Raw genomic sequence first — 17,246 nt, 5'->3', positions numbered from 1 at the left:
ATAATAACCTGATGCAGCCTTAGAACCGCGATACTCGCGGTTTTTTGGCGTTCCGCGAAGAGGGTCAACAAAAGATACCTAAAGTAAATAGCCTACACTATTGCCGATTCCTGACGGATTCTATAATGAATTTGAAGGAGGAGACAGCTTATGCGTTCCAACTACAGACAATTTATACGAAACGTTCCGCTTCATCTCATGATATTGCCTGGACTGATCATCATTATTGTATTCGGTTACATTCCGATGGCGGGACTCTCCATTGCCTTTCAGAATTTCTCTCCCATTGCCGGATTCAAAAATATGAACTGGGTCGGCCTGGACAATTTCAGGTATCTGTTCGATCTGCCTGGGTTCGGTCAGGTCGTATGGAATACAGTATTTATTTCCGCGATGAAAATTGTGTCCGGTTTGGTCATTCCGGTACTTGTGGCCCTGCTGCTGAATGAGGTACGCAAAACAGGTTTTAAACGAACGATTCAGACGGTCATCTATATGCCGCATTTCTTTTCCTGGGTCATATTGGCCGGTATCATTGTAGACGTATTGTCCCCTAGCACAGGAATTGTAAATATGCTGCTTAAGGCGATAGGGGTTGAACCTGTTCAATTCCTGGCCAGTAACGAATGGTTTCCTTACATACTCGTCATTACGGACCAATGGAAAGAATTCGGATTTGGCACGATTATATATTTGGCCGCACTGACAAACATTGATAAATCTCTGTATGAAGCATCTGTTATGGATGGAGCAGGAAGATGGAAGCAGACCTGGCATATTACGCTGCCTGGCATTCGTCCCATCGTGATTCTAATGGTTACACTGAGTCTGGGTAACGTGCTTAACGGTGGATTTGACCAAGTGTTCAACCTTTACAATCCGCTGGTCTATGAATCCGGAGACATTCTGGATACGATGATCTATCGGATCGGTCTCCAGGATGCGCAATATTCGGTATCAACCGCATTGGGTCTCATTAAGTCAGTCGTTTCGTTTATCTTTATCGGGCTTGGTTATTTCCTCGCCTATCGATTAGCCAATTATCGGATTTTCTAGAAAGGAGGCAAGAACATGCATCACGCTTCGAGAGCCTATCGTTGGTTTCTGGGACTGAATTATGTCATCCTGACCCTTCTTGCCTTGCTGTGCCTGTTTCCCATTGTGAATATTCTGGCAATTTCGTTTAGTTCGAGTGATGCAGTCAAGGCGGGGAGTGTCACATTCTGGCCGGTGGACTTCACCTTTTCTTCGTATAAATATATTCTCGAAAATCGGCAGTTTCTAAATTCATTCGGTACAAGTCTTCTCCGTGTGGTACTCGGAGTTACGACCAACCTGATTTTCACGATTCTTGTAGCTTATCCGCTCTCCAAAGAGGCAGCAAAGTTTCGTTCCAGAACGTTCTATGCGTGGGTTTTTGTCTTTACCATGCTATTCAGTGGAGGATTAATCCCGGGTTATCTGATCGTCAAGGAAGCAGGCCTTTTGGATTCCATCTGGGCTCTGATATTACCGGGAGCGGTTCCGATCTTTAATGTATTGCTTATGCTGAATTTCTTCCGGTGTTTGCCGAAGGAGCTGGAAGAGGCGGCTTGGATGGATGGCGCAGGCCATTTCCGCACGCTATGGAGCATTTACCTTCCCATTTCATTGCCCAGTATCGCAACCATAACGCTGTTTGCTATGGTGGGGCACTGGAACGCCTGGTTTGATGGCATGATTTATATGAAAAGTCCGGAAGGTTATCCGCTAGCCACGTATTTGCAATCGATGCTCCAGCAAGTGACGATGATTCAAAGTGAGATGATGACCCTTGAAGATGCAACACTATTAAGTCAGGTGTCGGATAGAACGACCCAGGCATCTCAAATCTTTTTGTCTGTTATACCCATTCTGCTCGTGTATCCGTTCCTGCAAAGGTATTTCGTTCATGGACTTGTTGTCGGTAGTGTAAAGGGATAAGATCGATGGAGGAAAACCAATGGGAGGAGCCGATTTCTGGCTCCTTTTTGCCGTTGAGGAGAGGAGTGAAGTGAAATGAGATTCGCGGTGGGCACCTGGAAAAATGCATCCATCGTTGTCAAACTGATGATTGCTTTTGTGCTCGTCATCCTGCCCCTATATGGGATCAGCATTATGATCACGCATACCAGCTCCAAACAAATGCAGACGGAAGTGGAGAAGGCGCATGAATCAAAGCTTTATTTTTACCACAATCATCTGCAATTCGAACTGGAGCGAATGAGTGGGCTTGTTACCGAATTTTCGTTCGATGAAACGATGTCCACCCTAAGTACACGAGCTGCGATTATGAGCAGATATGAGGTGACTTCCAGTCTCAATAATATCCACAACAAGCTGGGGCAGATCATGGTGACGAGTCCCTATATCAGCGATGTTGTGTATTACGTTCCGGCTCTGCATAAACGGGTTAGCGCGGTGGACGGAATTCGCAATGTGGAGGATACAGAATGGAAGGATCTGCTGGCAACCATGGGAAATCTGAATGGTGAGTTGTCTTATTTGGATAACAATCTTTATTTTCTCAAAAGCAATCCGTATAACATGAATCATGAAGAACCGCCCAATTTTATATTAGGCATTCGCTTGTCTGCAGAAGAACTGAAGCACAGATTGCAGCAACTCGCGGAAACAGGGGGCAGTGATATTACGCTGAGCTTCGGAGAGAAGCACAATGTCGCCATTTCCTCTTCAGACGAACCTACGTCGGCTGCATTATTGCAACGGGTATCACCGGTATCCCCTGTATCCATGCAAGTGACGAGATTTCAATCCGATCCATATCTGTATTATTCGCTTTATGATCCTGATCACTCGTTCACGCTGACGGCCAGTATCCCTAATGATGTGCTCCAAGCTCCGCTGGAACAATACAACTTATGGCTGTGGACGTTGACGCTTATTTCAATTGTTATCATTATGATCTTCTCCTTTTCGATCTACAGGTCAATTCACAAGCCGTTATCTGTGCTCATTCGCGGGTTCAGAATGGCGGAGCAGGGCCAGACAAATATTCATATTCCGCAATCCAGACGCGATGAATTCGGTTATTTATACTCTCGCTTCAACCACATGATAGAGCGCTTACATATTTTAATTGATGAAAATTATGTTGCCCGGATTCGAACCAGCGAGGCAGAACTCAAACATTTGCAGTCCCAGATTCAGCCTCACTTTCTATATAACAGTCTGTTCAGCATCAAGCAAATGGCTGAGGTCGAGAATGTTGAATTAATTCAGGAATTCACCGACTATTTGGGTCAATATTTCAGGTATATGTCCAGGGATTCTCATTCCGAGGTTTCGCTAGGTGAAGAGGTGGACCATGCCTTGGTCTATGCTTCTATTCAGAAAATCCGATTTGGCTCAAGAGTCCAACTGCAACTGGAGGAACTAAGTAGGGAGTATCGAGACATCGCCATTCCCCGAGTCATTATTCAGCCAATCGTCGAGAACGTATTCGAACATGCCCTTGCCAAACGCAGTCAGGGAGGGAATCTGAAATTATCCTATCAAGTCGAACATGACAAGTTGTCCATTCGGATAGAAGATGATGGTGATCAATTAACGGATGAAATCCTGAGCAGCCTGCAAGCATCCTTTCAGGAATCTGCAAACCCGAGACATGGGGATGAAGAGATTACGGGACTAATGAATGTGAATCAACGTTTACGGATTAAGTTCGGGACGGGCTATGGTCTTTGTGCGCAGCGTAGTGAGATGGGCGGTTTATGTATGATTTTAAATATTCCATGGAGACGGGAGTAATCGTATGCAGCGCATGTTAATTGTCGATGATGAACCGGTTATTTTGGATGGTCTTTATGCGTTCTTTCAAAAAGCGGATTTTCAGGATATGGAGATCATTAAGGCATACTCTGCCTTTGAAGCAATCGAGTGGTTGAATTCTGTCAAAATTGATATCGTGCTCAGCGACATCTGTATGCCAGGCATGGATGGTATGGAGCTGATCGAGAAGATTATGGATCGCTGGCCACGATGCAAAGTTCTATTGCTGACAGGTCATAACGAATTTGATTATGCACATCAAGCGATACGTAACCCTTGTGTTGTGGATTACCTGTTAAAGACAGAGGGCATGAGTCATATTCGCGCAGCGGTAGAGCGGGCGTTAACACAAATATCGGAGGAAAATGATTTCCGTTATCAGCATGCCTGGTTTCGCAGCAAGCTGCCCAGAGCGCTGCCGCAGCTACAGAGACAGTTACTGCTGGATCTCCTAAAACGAACAGAAAGACATGATACCGCCTCGCTTCAGGAAGAGTTGGATGCGGTCCAGTTACCTTTCATGTCCAACGAGCCTGTAATCCCGGTCATTATACGGGTTGAGGAGTGGAACAACTATCAATCCCAGGCGGACCGGAGTTTAATTCGCTATGCGGTTGCCAACGTTGCGGAGGAGCTGCTTCAGGATAAGGCCAAGGTCAAGGCTATTGATCTGGATTATCAGGTGATCGCCTGCTTTGTTCAGCCAAAGGTGGAGCCATCGAGCTTCCATACAGGACAGCAGGAGAAGCGGGAACAGACACTGCGTTTCGTCTATGGAACGCTGGAGTCTGTGCAGCAATCCTGTGCGGATTGTCTGAATCTGTCCGTCTCCATTATGGTGAGCGAACAGGCGGTGGAGTGGATGGAGCTAAGTCAGGCCATTGCACAGCTGCGTCTGTCGATCCATGAGGGCCCTGGACTTGGGATGGAGAAGCTTCTTCGGGTCAATGTGCAGCATGATTCGCCATACACCCCCAATAGTCTGAATCAGCAGAGTGTTGCAGCTCTTCATCTGGATCAGATCAGGCAGCGTGTTACAGCAGGTGACAGAGAGTGGATGGAGTCGTTTCACAAATGGACAGAGGCTTCAAAAGAAGGACTTCAGGACCCATTCTTTCGAATGAAGATCTATTCAGGCGCAGGTAATGGACTGATTGAGCTTCTTCATGAACTGGGCTTGTACGAATCAGCAATGGAGGAAATTGCGTTATCTCGTATGCTTCATTTTGACATCCATACACCTTGGTCTGATCTGGTGGTTTTCTATCAATCGGCATATGAATGGATTATCTCCAAAAGAAGTGTTACACGTATCCATGATCAGTCGCAGATTCTCATCACCATTCACCATTATATCAAGCACCATCTGGAGGATGACCTATCGCTAACCCGAATTGCACAGGAGGTTTCCCTTAATCCGTCATATCTGTCCCGTTGGTACAAACGTATTACTGGCAAAGGCATATCCGACTATATCCATGACCGGCGCATCGAGCGCAGCAAGGAATTACTTCTCGGCTCCACCTGCAAAATGCATGAAATATCCGCCAAGGTCGGATTTAGTGATCAGCATTATTTTTATCGTTTCTTCAAAAAAGCCACTGGCTGCACGCCGCAGGAATATCGGGATCAAAAAAGTTAGATCAAGTCTGAAATGGTAAATCAAAGATACCAGATGTCAACGGGGTACACTCGAAGTGATAGCGCTTTCTTACTAAAATGAAATTATACCTCACGGGAGGATTAAAAAGGGGGATTCGCATGAACATGTCATTAAAGAAATTCTCATTGTTAACGTTAACCATGGTTCTGGCAACCACGCTTGCAGCCTGTTCATCGGGTACGGGGAGTGCTGAGAATGAAGCCCAATCGAACACACAGCAGGATGCCGGAGGTCCGCTTACGAAATATGATCCACCCATCAAATTAACATCGACCATGAATGAAACCGGGAAAGAATCGCTTGCTGAGGGCGATACACACGCGAATAACATTTGGACCAGAGGATACAAGGAGGAGCTGGGAATCGATGTCACCTACGACTGGATTGTCCCGGATGCCAATTACAACGATAAGATGAACGTCACCCTGGCGAGTGGCGATTTGCCGGATGTATTGAAAGTGAGTGCTGTGCAGTTTGAACAACTGCATGAAGCGGAGATGCTGGAAGATTTGACCGAAGTCTATGATAAGTATGCATCCGATCTGGTCAAGGAATTTATGTCTGCTGAGGATGGAGCAGGTTTGAAGCCAGTGACCAAGGAAGGGAAAATATACGCAATGGTCAGTTTCCCAGGCTCGCTGGATTCCTCGGATATGATCTGGATTCGTCAGGATTGGTTGAAGAAGGTCGGGCTTGAAGCGCCAAAATCAATGCAGGACGTCATCCAGATTGCGGAAGCTTTTACCTTTGAAGATCCGGACGGAAATGGCAAAGATGATACGTATGGTATTGCACTCAACAAGGATTTGCCAATTAATGCGTTCCTGCTTGGTTATCATGGTTATCTCGAAACCTGGATCAAGGATGCTTCAGGTCAGATTGTGAATGGAACCATTCAGGCTGAGGTGAAGCAAGGATTGCGAGAACTGCAAAATCTGTACCAGAAGGGCGTTATTGATCCTGAGTTTGGAGTGAAGGACTTTGCAAAAATGATGGAGGATGTCAACGGGGGTAAGTCAGGCATATTCTTCCTCCCACAATGGGCACCATTTCAGGTTAGCAGCATGATCAAGAAGGATAAGAACGTGGACTGGCTGCCTTATCCGGTCCAATCGATCGACGATCAACCTGCCAAAACGCAGAATCACTTAAGCTTGGGTGGCATATTTGCCGTACGTAAAGGCTACGAGCACCCGGAAGCACTGATCAAGCTGCTGAATTTCCAGGCAGAGAAAATGTTCGGTGAGTCAGCCAAGGAAGAGCGTGCTGCGTATTTGAACGGCTTGACCGGACTTGGTTTTCATAATGCGACCGTATCCAATCTGCCCGCCAACAAAAACGTAAAAGCACAAGATGAAGTCGAGCAGGCGCTCAAAACGGGAGATACTTCCGGATTAGAGCTCGAAGCAAAGCTATTCTACGATGATATTATGGATTACCGCAATGGAAATCTGGATAAGTGGCATATGGAACGTATTTTTGGACCGGAAAGCTCGCAGGGCGTCATTAAATATTATCGGGATAACGATCTCATTGTCATGAATGAATTTATCTACGCCCCTACGAGAACCATGAACACCAAACAGGCAACCTTGGATAAACTGCGAGCTGAGACGTTTCTGAAAATCATCTACGGCAACCTGTCTATTGACGAGTTCGATAACTTTGTTGCAAATTGGAAAAAACTCGGTGGTGACCAGATCACTCAGGAAGTGAATGAAGTCATTAACGCGAATAAGTAAAGTGCAGTAAAAGAGCAAATGCCACCCTGCGTGCGATACGCAGAGTGGCATTTTTAGCAAAAACATATAAATCAGAGGAATCACACTCACACAATTAAAGTATAAGCTTTTAATTCTCCGCTAGGGTACCCGGGTCATCCGGTCTCATGTGAGCCTTCTTTCTGCTTCTTGCGATATTCATTGGGGCTGCAGCCCATCTCTTGCTTAAACAGTTTGGTGAAGTGAGAGTAATTGGTATAGCCAACATTTCCAGCAATGGTATGCACCGATTGTGCGGTGGTCTCCAGCAAATGTCGGGCCGCCACAAGACGGGTATGAATGACATAATGGCCCAGTGAAATGCCCATTTCTTTCTTGAACAGTCTTGCTAGATAATCTGGATTCAGATAGACCATCTCCCCCAGGTTATTCCTCGTTAGATCTTCTCCATAGTGAGTGCGTATATAATGGGTAATCTCATGTACAACCGACTTGGGCTGCTCGGCAACATTCAGGTATTCCGCAGCCGTATTCACCAGGTAAGCGATATAGGATTGCATGTCTTCAATAGAATGCAGAGATTGCATGAACAACTGATCATTCGTTTTGCCCATATACAGCTTGTGCACTTCGATCTCCTTACTCTTCAATTGGGCATACACAAGTTGCACCAGATCAAGACGCAACAGACTTAGAACAGCGGTGCCTACCACCTCTTCACGGACAAGTTGATGCATATAACGCCCCGTTTCATCTAGAAACGCCTGAAAGCGATTTTCATTCAACAATTTCTCCAGCAATCCCAGATCAGGCGGTGTGTAATTCAATTCAGGTCTATTATAGTTTTCCAGTAAAAAGGTTTGGTTGCGGTGTTTGATTCGTTCTTCATTCATAAGCAACAACTCGTTGATGGTATGACGAATCTGACCCAGCGGTAGAGAGAACCCGATACTACAGCAGACATCCGACTTTAGGTAATTATTAACCTCCGGAATGAACGAACCACACATGGATTCGATCAGCTGTGCATCCGGCGCTCCGTTCCATTTTAGAATAATCATCCAGTTATGATCCTTGATCTCGATAATGGCTTCAATGGAGAAGAGAGTGTCCTGAAACCGTTCAACCATCACATTCAAACAAGCGTAATCGAATAGGTTCTTGTCCGTCTTGCCCAGCGTATGATCATACGGAAACAGGTTAACCAGGATAGGCAGAAACAGATCTGTTGTTTCATAAGGCAGGTTTTGTTCTGTCAAAAAGGCAGAGACGTCGGCAGGGCCGGAAGGAAAGGCTTTACCAGAGATCAGCCTGCGCCAGCTATCCTCAATCAGTTTGCTCCGATTTTTCTGCCAGAGTTCACCCTCATGAATGGCTTTCTCAATGAACTGCTGGTCTCGGGCTTTGGCAACCGCCTTTTGAATAATAAGCGTTAACTTGTCAAACTCAATAGGCTTCAGAAAATAATCAAAGCTTTGCAGCTCAATTGCTTTCTGGGCATAATTGAAATCGGCGTAGTTGGTCAGAAATATCGTCTGTACATTATGCGATTCGTCCCGGACCCATGCGAGTAATTCCAGCCCGCTGCCCTGGGGCATCTCAATATCACATATGAGAATTTGAACGGGATGATTTTGCAAAACCTCCTTGGCCTGCGCAATATTGTAGGCTGTGAATATCGTATGAATCCCCAAGGCCTTCCAATCGATTTTCTTTTCCAAAGCCATAACTACAAAATAATCATCATCAACCAGCAATGCATTCATGGTTTGTCACCTCTCCCGAAGTATCTGAATTCAGTATCATTTTAGGCAAGGAAAGCGTGATCAGGGCGCCACTTGCATCGTTTGCAAAGGTAATATTCGCTTCATCCCGATATAACAACTCCAAACGTTGGATGGTATTCATAATGCCAATCCGGTTACCGCCGGTTTGTTCCAGCGCTTCTCCACGCATCAGTGCGTCAAGAACATCCGGGCTGAATCCTGGACCTGTATCCGAAATCCGGATCAGCACATGATCGCCATTTTCCTGTCGTTGTTCCGTTACGGATAAAGTAATGCATAATTCCCGATCTCGGGAGACCCCATATTTGACGGCATTCTCGATGAATGTCTGAATGACGAGTGGTGGCACGGCGATGCCCGTGATCACATCTGGATGTTCAATGCGGTAGGAAAAAGCATCGCGGTAACGCGACTTCTGGATATCCAGAAATGTTCTCACATGTTCAATCTCATCCTTCAGAAGAACGAAATTCTCCCCACTTTGAAAGATATATCGGAAATATCGGGACGTAGCCAGGGCCATACTCTCAATTTCCTCGTACATCTGCATCTGTGCCATACTGTACATGCTCGTCAGACAGTTCAGGAAGAAGTGGGGCTTAATCTGCAATTTCATATAATCCAATCGTATTTTCTGTTTCTCTAATTCCTGCTCGTAGCGATCGATCTTGAACCGTTTAATCTGGGCTACCAGTTCTTTAAACTGTGCATTGACCTGCTCCAGTTCCATAATCCGGCTGCTCTTGAAGTCTGTCGCTTCGTCCCCTTCGTTAATACGCGCCAGATTTTTGGAGAATCGCTGAATGGGAACAAGCAAATTTCTCCTGAAAAACATGATGATTGCACTTAATGTGGAGGTCACAATCAGAAAAAGCAGCATAATGAGCAGCTGAGCTACCATGATTTTCTCGAATGCGCCAAACTTGATGGCCATGCGCACGCTGAATGCCGCATTGGAGAAGTCGCTGCTGACAATATTATGAGACTGGAACAGATCGAGAAATGAATGTCTCACTTCTGGTATGTGATCCCCGCCGGCAGGTCCAGAAAGTTGCACTCCATTCTCGTCTACCAGAGAGGCGTATCCGTTGGCCCCCAGATTAATCTGCTGTAGAGGGGCGATCAGTTCATCTGCGGATATCAAGGCAATAAGATAACGGTTGTAGTACGGCACAATATTGATAAGATAAGAAGTGCCGTTCACGTGAATTGGTGTCCAATGGGAATAGAACTTCTCATACACACCTTTATCACGGGTTAGCGTAATGATCTGCTTCTTCACTTCTGAATAATCCGAATAGGAGATACTTATTGGCGCGCAGTTGAGGAAATATTCACTATTCTCCAAATAATAAAAGAAATTGTACGACTGCCCGTAGTTTCGCTGTAGTTCGGCAAAGAGCAAATGTAATTTCTCGTTGGCCTTTAGGAACGGAATACTGTTCACGCCATATGTATTCATGTTGTCGAGATTCTCGTCATTGGCCAGTGTCCACCCCATGAAATGATTAATGTACGCAAAATCGTGATTAATGCGATTGATATACAGATCGGCTGCATCCTGCAAGTATTGGGTGGATTGCTGTTTGACCATGGATATGGAAGCAATGCTGATCACGAGATCCAAGATGAGCACGACAAAGGAAATGACGAACATCATGCGGATATAATGCCGAATGGGGTAGGGTTTGATGGTGTTCAGGTTTGCCATGGAACAATGCACCACTTTCTTGATTGCTTGGTTATGAATACGCTTTAATATCTCAGGAATAGTATAAAACCTTTATTTGAAAAAAACATAAAGATTTGCATCTTTTGATTCAGAAGTCCGGATTACACACACGAAAGTCTGGATAACGATATGATTTTTGCTTGTAAGCATCTTGGTTACTTGTAAAGTTCATGGATGGAACCATAGAAGTCCGAATAACGTCCTTAGCGGTCCGATAAACCCAATGTGAAGCAGTTTATACTGAAGCTATTCCAGAGATGACAGGTCCTACGGGAGAGCAGCATCAGTATATTTACAGGAGGGAAGGAAGAACCATGAGGACCAATCCACTTTATATTGGAAGAACGCTGGAGAGAATCAGGCGAAACTGGGGCCTTTACGTTTTGCTTTTTCCAGCGGTTCTGTTGACACTTTTATTTGCCTACAAGCCGATGTACGGCGTATTAATCGCCTTTAAGGACTACAGTCCGGCGCTTGGGATCGGAGACAGCCCTTGGGCTGGATTCAAATACTTTGAGAAATTCTTTCATTCCTATCAATTCACGAATACGATCCGCAATACGCTTGTGATTAGCCTGTACAGTCTGGCTACATTTCCAATTCCAATTATGCTTGCACTACTGGTGAACCAGATGAGGTCGGGAAGGTTCAAAAGGATTTTCCAGACCGTTTCGTATATGCCTCACTTTATTTCAACGGTAGTTATGGTTGGGTTGATGCTGATCCTGTTCTCGCCAAGTACAGGGCTCGTTGGCAATATGTATCAGCTGTTTGGAGCTCAAGCACCGGACTTAATGGGTTCATCAGCTCTGTTCAGCAGTGTATATGTCTGGTCTGACGTGTGGCAGCATGTCGGTTGGGACAGCATTATCTATATTGCCGCGCTGTCTGCCGTAGACCCAAGTCTCTATGAAGCGGCGACGGTTGATGGGGCAAGTCGATGGCACAAGGTTCGTTATATCGATATTCCGATGCTGCTGCCGACTGCCATCACGCTGTTAATTCTGCGGGTAGGCGGATTACTCGGCGTAGGCTTTGAGAAGGTGTATCTGATGCAGAATGACCTGAATATTCTCTCAAGTGAGATTCTGTCTACTTATGTATACAAAATCGGGTTACTGAGCAGCCAATACAGCTTCTCCTCAGCGATAAACCTGTTTAATACCGTCATTAATTTCATTTTGCTTATTCTGGTCAACCAGTTGTCCAAGAAATACAGTGAAAACAGTCTATGGTAGGGGGGAGACAAACAAGATGAGCGTTATGGAACCAGCAGCAATGACCAGAACTCCCCGTACAAAACGTCGATCACGTGTTACGGTTGCAGAAGTTGTACTGTATGCCTTTGCTGTTCTTTTTCTGATTGCTATCATTTATCCGATCTATTTTATTGTCATCGCCTCGTTCAGTGATCCTTCATCTGTGGCTAACGGACAGGTGTGGGTTTTCCCTAAAGGCTTCACGCTTGAAGGGTATAGGGAACTGCTGCGACACGAGAATATCTGGATCGGATATCGAAATACCATTCTGTATACGGTGGTGGGAACACTCTTCGGGCTTGTCGTTAATATTTCGGCGGCTTATGCATTATCGAGAAAAGATCTGGTCGGGCGCAAATTTTTCTCGCTGTTCTTTATCTTTACGATGTTCTTCAGCGGCGGCTTGATTCCAACCTTCCTGACGATCCGCGACTTCCATCTCTATAACACGTTCCTCGTGATGGTGCTTCCGTTTTCTGTAGTTGTTTTCGACATGATTGTCGCCCGGACATTTTTCCAGACCAGTATTCCGGGAGATTTATGGGAAGCTGCCCAGATCGATGGCTGTGGTAACCTGCGGTACTTTGTACTGATCGTATTGCCGCTGTCCAAAGCAATCATCGCAGTCCTTGGACTATGGATTGCTGTAGGGTATTGGAATTCATATTTTAATGCCCTGATTTATCTGAAAGATCCGAATCTATATCCGCTGCAACTAATTTTACGTAATATTCTCATCACAAATCAGATGCAGTCTGGCATGGGTACAGGAGAAGCAGCACAAGTTGCCTTGCGTCTTGCCAATTTGATGAGGTATTCCGTTATTATTATCGCTACAATTCCAATCATGTGTGTGTATCCATTCATCCAAAAATATTTCAATCAGGGGGTGATGATCGGCGCAGTGAAGGAATAGGCAGGTTGAAATTCATTACGAATCAAGGGGGTTCCCAAATGCGGAAAAAGATAGGGAAGAAGTTATTCACTAAAATGAGCAGCCTGATTCTCGCGTCGGCCATGTTGGTCAGCGTGGTTGGCTGTAGTAGCGGAAATGGTAGTGAACCTGCGGAGACTACGGTATCAAGCGATTTTAATCAGGAAGGTATGCCAATTGTCAATAAACCGGTCACACTCAAGGTACTGACGGTTCGTTGGGGGAATATGGGCGACACCTTTACACAGAACCAATGGCTCAAGGATTTGGAGAAGGATTCTAATGTGAAAATTGAGTGGCAGGTCATGTCCTCTAATGACTGGGGTGAGCAGAAATCTATTATGCTTGCCAGTGGTACAGTCCCGGACATTATCTTGGGTGACCAGGTGTTTAGCGATTCGGACATTGTAAACAACCTGAGCTATTTCCGTCCACTGGATGAGTACATTGACTCGTATATGCCCAACTTGAAGGCGGCTATGCAAGAGACGCCAGATATGAAGAAAATCAGCACGTTTCCTGATGGCAAAATCTATTCTATGCCAACAAGACTACCTGCCCGTCCGAAGAGCCGGAATCAGCCTGTAATCAATAAGGCTTGGCTTGATAAGCTGGGGCTGAAAGCACCAACGACAACAGAAGAACTGTATCAGGTATTGAAAGCGTTTAAGGAAAAAGATCCGAACGGAAATGGAAAACAGGACGAAATTCCGTACACGGAAACGGGGCTGAATGTGGATTTCCTGAATCCATTCGGAATCACTGACATTAATGCCAGCAGTATGATTGTGCAGGACGGTAAACCGGTCTTCTTCCCAACGACTGACGCCTATAAAGAAGCTCTTATTTATACACATAAGCTGTATTCAGAAGGGTTGATTGATCAGGAACTGTTCACACAAGACAATACAATGACATCAGCCAAATGGCAAAATGCAGATATTCCAATCGTCGGCTTCAGCAACCAATGGACGCCTGATGCTGTGTTTGGAAAGTGGAGCGACCAATATGAAGCGATTGCGCCTATTGCCGGACCTGATGGCAAACGTTATCAGCCAGGGGATCCTGGGGGCATGAATCTGGCTCGTAATGAACTGCTCATTACAAGTTCATGTACTGTTCCTGAAGTAGCCGCACGCTGGGCAGATCAGTTCTATTCCAACGAAGCCAGCATTCAGAATTTCTGGGGTGCGATCGGAACTGTAATTGAGAAAAATGATGATGGCACATACACGTTGATGGACCCGCCGGCAGGCACCAGCGCCGATGCTTGGTACTGGGATCAATCCTTGCGTGATTTCGGACCCAAATATGTAAGCCCTTCCTTTGAAGAAAAAATTAAGCTTAATCCGAAGGCTGGTGACGGACTCAAGCTGCAAATTGATCAGTTGGGCAGTGCTGATGTAACGACACCTTATCCGAAGGTTATGTACAATGCTGAAGAGTTCCAGGAGCTGCCAACGCTGACAACGGATATTGACGGTTATGTAGCTACGATGCGAGCTCAGTGGGTAACCAAAGGCGGCATCGAAGACGGCTGGGATGCTTATATCAAAAAGTTGAATGATATGGGACTTGAACAGTTACTGACCATCCGTAATGATGCCTTCGAACGTTATATGAACGTCAAATAGAGTGGAGTTCAGTCACATCATTCATTGAATAACAAACAGGTGCACTTCCTTATTGAAGGAGGGCACCTGTTTGTTCGTTTAAGATCTGCGTTTCAACAATAAAACGCCACTGATGCTCGATGTTTTTTTGCTATACACCACTTTAAAACCAATATCATTGTCCAGCAAACAGTTTAAGGCATTAATCAGCAATGCACCACGCACCAGTGTGAAGGTACAAGGGGATGTGTTCCCAATCACACGCACACTTCTGATTCGGCGTGCAGAACCGGGAACGAGCGGATTTCTGGACCAGTAGATCAATACCAAATCCGGTTGTGGAACAGCTTTTACACTAGCCATCCTCATCATCTCTTTTCTATTAGATTCTTTATAGTAAATGAAAAGGGAATGAGGAAGGTGCAAGACAAAGGACGCGATATTTCATAAATGGACAATCGCCAGCTATGCCTCATGGCAAAGCTCATGTTATCCGTATTTGTAATTCACACACATGATTCGGACCAAAGTATGGTGTATCAGTCAATCATAAGTGTACTTCCAGTCCCATACATATAATGCTGGAGGTGATTGGAATGAGCAAGGAACCCATGGATGAGAACAAAAAGATAGAACAGCGAAATGCCTTTCTTCGGGATAATAACGGAAAAGAGATGTCTTCCAACGAAGGGGTTAAAATATCGGATGATAGCAACTCGCTAAAAGCGGGGGATCGCGGACCCACGCTGCTTGAAGATTTTCTGATGCGTGAGAAACTGTCTCACTTTGACCGGGAACGCATTCCGGAGAGAGTTGTGCATGCCCGGGGATATGGAGCTTACGGTGAATTTGAGTTATATGAGTCACTTGAAGAGTTAACGATGGCGCATTTTCTTCAGGATCCCGGTGTGAAAACACCGCTATTCGTTCGTTTTTCCGAGGTTGCAGGCTCCAAAGGAGTGAACGAAACGAATCGGGATGTGCGTGGGTTTTCAGTAAAGTTTTATACCGAAGAGGGCAACTTTGATCTGGTCGGGAACAATATTCCGATCTTCTTCATTCAGGATGGGATCAAGTTTCCGGATCTGATACATGCGCTGAAGCCGGAACCCAATAATGAAATTCCACAAGGCTCCACTGCGCACGATACCTTCTGGGATTTCATCGCGAATAATCAGGAGTCGGCAGCTATGGTCATGTGGATTATGTCGGATCGTACGATACCGCGAAGCTTTCGAATGATGCAGGGATTTGGAGTTCATACCTTCCGGCTGGTGAACAAAGAAGGTAAATCCAGATTCGTAAAATTTCATTGGCGGCCGGTACTTGGCATGCATTCTTTTGTGTGGGATGAGGCGCAGAAGCTGGGCGGGGCGGACCCGGACTTTCATCGCAGGGACCTGTGGGAGAATATCAATGCAGGCAACTTCGCTGAGTTCGAACTTGGGATACAGGTGCTGGAGGAAGCAGATGAATTCAAGTTTGATTTTGATATTTTGGATGCAACGAAATTATGGCCTGAAGAAGACATTCCGGTACGAATCATTGGCAAAATGACGATTAACCAAAATGTCGAGAATGTATTTGCGGAAACGGAACAGTCGGCTTTCCATCCTGGCAACATTGTACGTGGCATTGATTTCAGCAATGATCCACTGCTTCAAGGCCGGCTATTCTCGTATACGGATACACAATTGGCAAGGGTGGGCACGAATTATCAGGAATTGCCGATCAATCGTCCCGTATGCCCTGTACATAACAACCAGAGAGACGGAGCTTCCCGTTACACCATTGATCGAGGAAGAGTCGCCTATCACGAAAACTCTATTGCCAATAATTCTCCCTATACTATGCCCGGTACAAAAGGTGGGTTTGTAACGTATCCTTCCACGGTGCAAGGTCTCAAGGAACGAAAAACGGCAGCTAGTTTCCTGGATCATTTCTCACAGGCACGTTTATTCTGGAACAGCATGACAGGTGTGGAGAAGGGTCATATCATTCAGGCACTCACGTTTGAGCTCGGGAAGGTAAAGGACGTTTCGATTCGTCAACAGGTCGTTGATATGTTAGGAAATATCAGCACAGAGCTGGCGACCATTCTGGCCCGCGAACTTGGAGTTGCTGTACCGAACGTTCCCGAATCTTCAGTGACAAAATCCTCCCCTGCGTTAAGTATGTCCAATACTGTGTTTTCTCCCAAAACGCTGCGCGTCGGGGTGATTGTCGGTGAAGGATTTGATGGTCCCAGCACACAATACATTTTGGATGAGCTTAAGGGCGCGGGACTTCGTCCAGTCATTGTTCATGAAAGACAAGGTGTGGTCCATGGAACGAGCGGTGTGGAGTTGAAAGTGGACGACAGCTTTTTGACCGGATCACCTTTGGTATATGATGGGTTATTCATTGTTGGAGGACAGAAGGAAGATGATTATTTTCAGAAATACACCCGATCCTATGCCATTGAAACGTACAATCATTTTAAACCGATAGGAGCTACACCGACGGGGGCGGCCCTGATTCAGCCAGTCGGCATTATCGGCAAACCTGGTGTCATTGTGGAACAGCAACCCGCAGCTTTTGCAGAACAATTCATTCAAGCCATGACCCAACAACGCTTCTGGAATCGAACGTAGCAGATTGAATGTCTTCAACGAGTAGATCTCAAATAACAAGAAAAGGACCTCACTAGAGATCCTTTTTCTTGTTTCTTGTGCTTGAAAAAAATAA

General features: G+C 45.6%; 12 protein-coding genes. 9 read left to right on the top strand and 3 right to left on the bottom strand.

Going from position 1 to position 17,246, the window contains the following annotated elements; all coding sequences use genetic code 11:
- Positions 1-150: 150 nt before the first annotated feature.
- From gpAD87_RS12530 to gpAD87_RS12510, 5 genes are all read left to right on the top strand, one after another.
- Complete coding sequence (locus gpAD87_RS12530; protein ID WP_064638694.1) at positions 151-1,056, top strand: ABC transporter permease; 906 nt, start codon at positions 151-153, stop codon at positions 1,054-1,056.
- A gap of 15 nt (positions 1,057-1,071) precedes the next feature.
- On the top strand, positions 1,072-1,962 hold the full coding sequence (locus tag gpAD87_RS12525) for a carbohydrate ABC transporter permease (protein WP_064638693.1): 891 nt from the start codon (positions 1,072-1,074) through the stop codon (positions 1,960-1,962).
- 75 nt (positions 1,963-2,037) lie between these two features.
- Complete coding sequence (locus gpAD87_RS12520; protein ID WP_064638692.1) at positions 2,038-3,789, top strand: sensor histidine kinase; 1,752 nt, start codon at positions 2,038-2,040, stop codon at positions 3,787-3,789.
- Positions 3,790-3,793: 4 nt separating this feature from the next.
- Positions 3,794-5,452, top strand: coding sequence for a response regulator transcription factor (locus tag gpAD87_RS12515; protein ID WP_064638691.1), 1,659 nt, complete (start codon positions 3,794-3,796; stop codon positions 5,450-5,452).
- A gap of 119 nt (positions 5,453-5,571) precedes the next feature.
- Positions 5,572-7,215 (top strand): extracellular solute-binding protein, encoded by a 1,644-nt coding sequence (locus gpAD87_RS12510; RefSeq protein ID WP_064638690.1) that lies wholly within the window; start codon positions 5,572-5,574, stop codon positions 7,213-7,215.
- Positions 7,216-7,349: 134 nt separating this feature from the next.
- On the opposite strand, the gene gpAD87_RS12505 is transcribed toward gpAD87_RS12510, so the two are convergent.
- Both gpAD87_RS12505 and gpAD87_RS12500 read right to left on the bottom strand, forming a co-directional pair.
- The gene (locus tag gpAD87_RS12505) at positions 7,350-8,960 is read right to left on the bottom strand and encodes a response regulator (protein WP_064638689.1); all 1,611 of its coding nucleotides are present in this window, start codon (positions 8,958-8,960) and stop codon (positions 7,350-7,352) included.
- The gene (locus gpAD87_RS12500; RefSeq protein ID WP_064638688.1) at positions 8,941-10,692 is read right to left on the bottom strand and encodes a sensor histidine kinase; all 1,752 of its coding nucleotides are present in this window, start codon (positions 10,690-10,692) and stop codon (positions 8,941-8,943) included. The genes gpAD87_RS12505 and gpAD87_RS12500 overlap by 20 nt, the downstream gene beginning before the upstream one ends.
- A gap of 335 nt (positions 10,693-11,027) precedes the next feature.
- Between gpAD87_RS12500 and gpAD87_RS12495 the strand changes: the two genes are divergently transcribed.
- Genes gpAD87_RS12495 through gpAD87_RS12485 form a run of 3 tightly spaced genes read left to right on the top strand, consistent with a single transcriptional unit; the run spans position 11,028 to position 14,540 of the window.
- Positions 11,028-11,951, top strand: a complete 924-nt coding sequence (locus gpAD87_RS12495) for an ABC transporter permease (RefSeq protein WP_064638687.1) — start codon at positions 11,028-11,030, stop codon at positions 11,949-11,951.
- Positions 11,952-11,991: 40 nt separating this feature from the next.
- The gene (locus gpAD87_RS12490) at positions 11,992-12,888 is read left to right on the top strand and encodes a carbohydrate ABC transporter permease (protein ID WP_231952759.1); all 897 of its coding nucleotides are present in this window, start codon (positions 11,992-11,994) and stop codon (positions 12,886-12,888) included.
- Positions 12,889-12,926: 38 nt separating this feature from the next.
- Positions 12,927-14,540: an extracellular solute-binding protein gene (locus gpAD87_RS12485; RefSeq protein ID WP_064638685.1), complete on the top strand. Its 1,614-nt coding sequence runs from the start codon at positions 12,927-12,929 to the stop codon at positions 14,538-14,540.
- A 78-nt stretch (positions 14,541-14,618) separates the two neighbouring features.
- Here gpAD87_RS12485 and gpAD87_RS12480 read toward each other — a convergent pair whose 3' ends face one another.
- Complete coding sequence (locus gpAD87_RS12480; protein ID WP_063563578.1) at positions 14,619-14,882, bottom strand: hypothetical protein; 264 nt, start codon at positions 14,880-14,882, stop codon at positions 14,619-14,621.
- A 233-nt stretch (positions 14,883-15,115) separates the two neighbouring features.
- Between gpAD87_RS12480 and gpAD87_RS12475 the strand changes: the two genes are divergently transcribed.
- Positions 15,116-17,152: a catalase gene (locus gpAD87_RS12475; RefSeq protein ID WP_442950720.1), complete on the top strand. Its 2,037-nt coding sequence runs from the start codon at positions 15,116-15,118 to the stop codon at positions 17,150-17,152.
- The last annotated feature ends 94 nt before the right edge of the window (positions 17,153-17,246 follow it).

Source organism: Paenibacillus sp. AD87, assembly GCF_001659845.1.
In the GTDB taxonomy this organism is placed as follows: Bacteria; Bacillota; Bacilli; order Paenibacillales; family Paenibacillaceae; genus Paenibacillus; species Paenibacillus marchantiae.
Note: the sequence above shows the minus strand (reverse complement) of the source record. Positions and strands in the feature narration are given on the sequence as shown.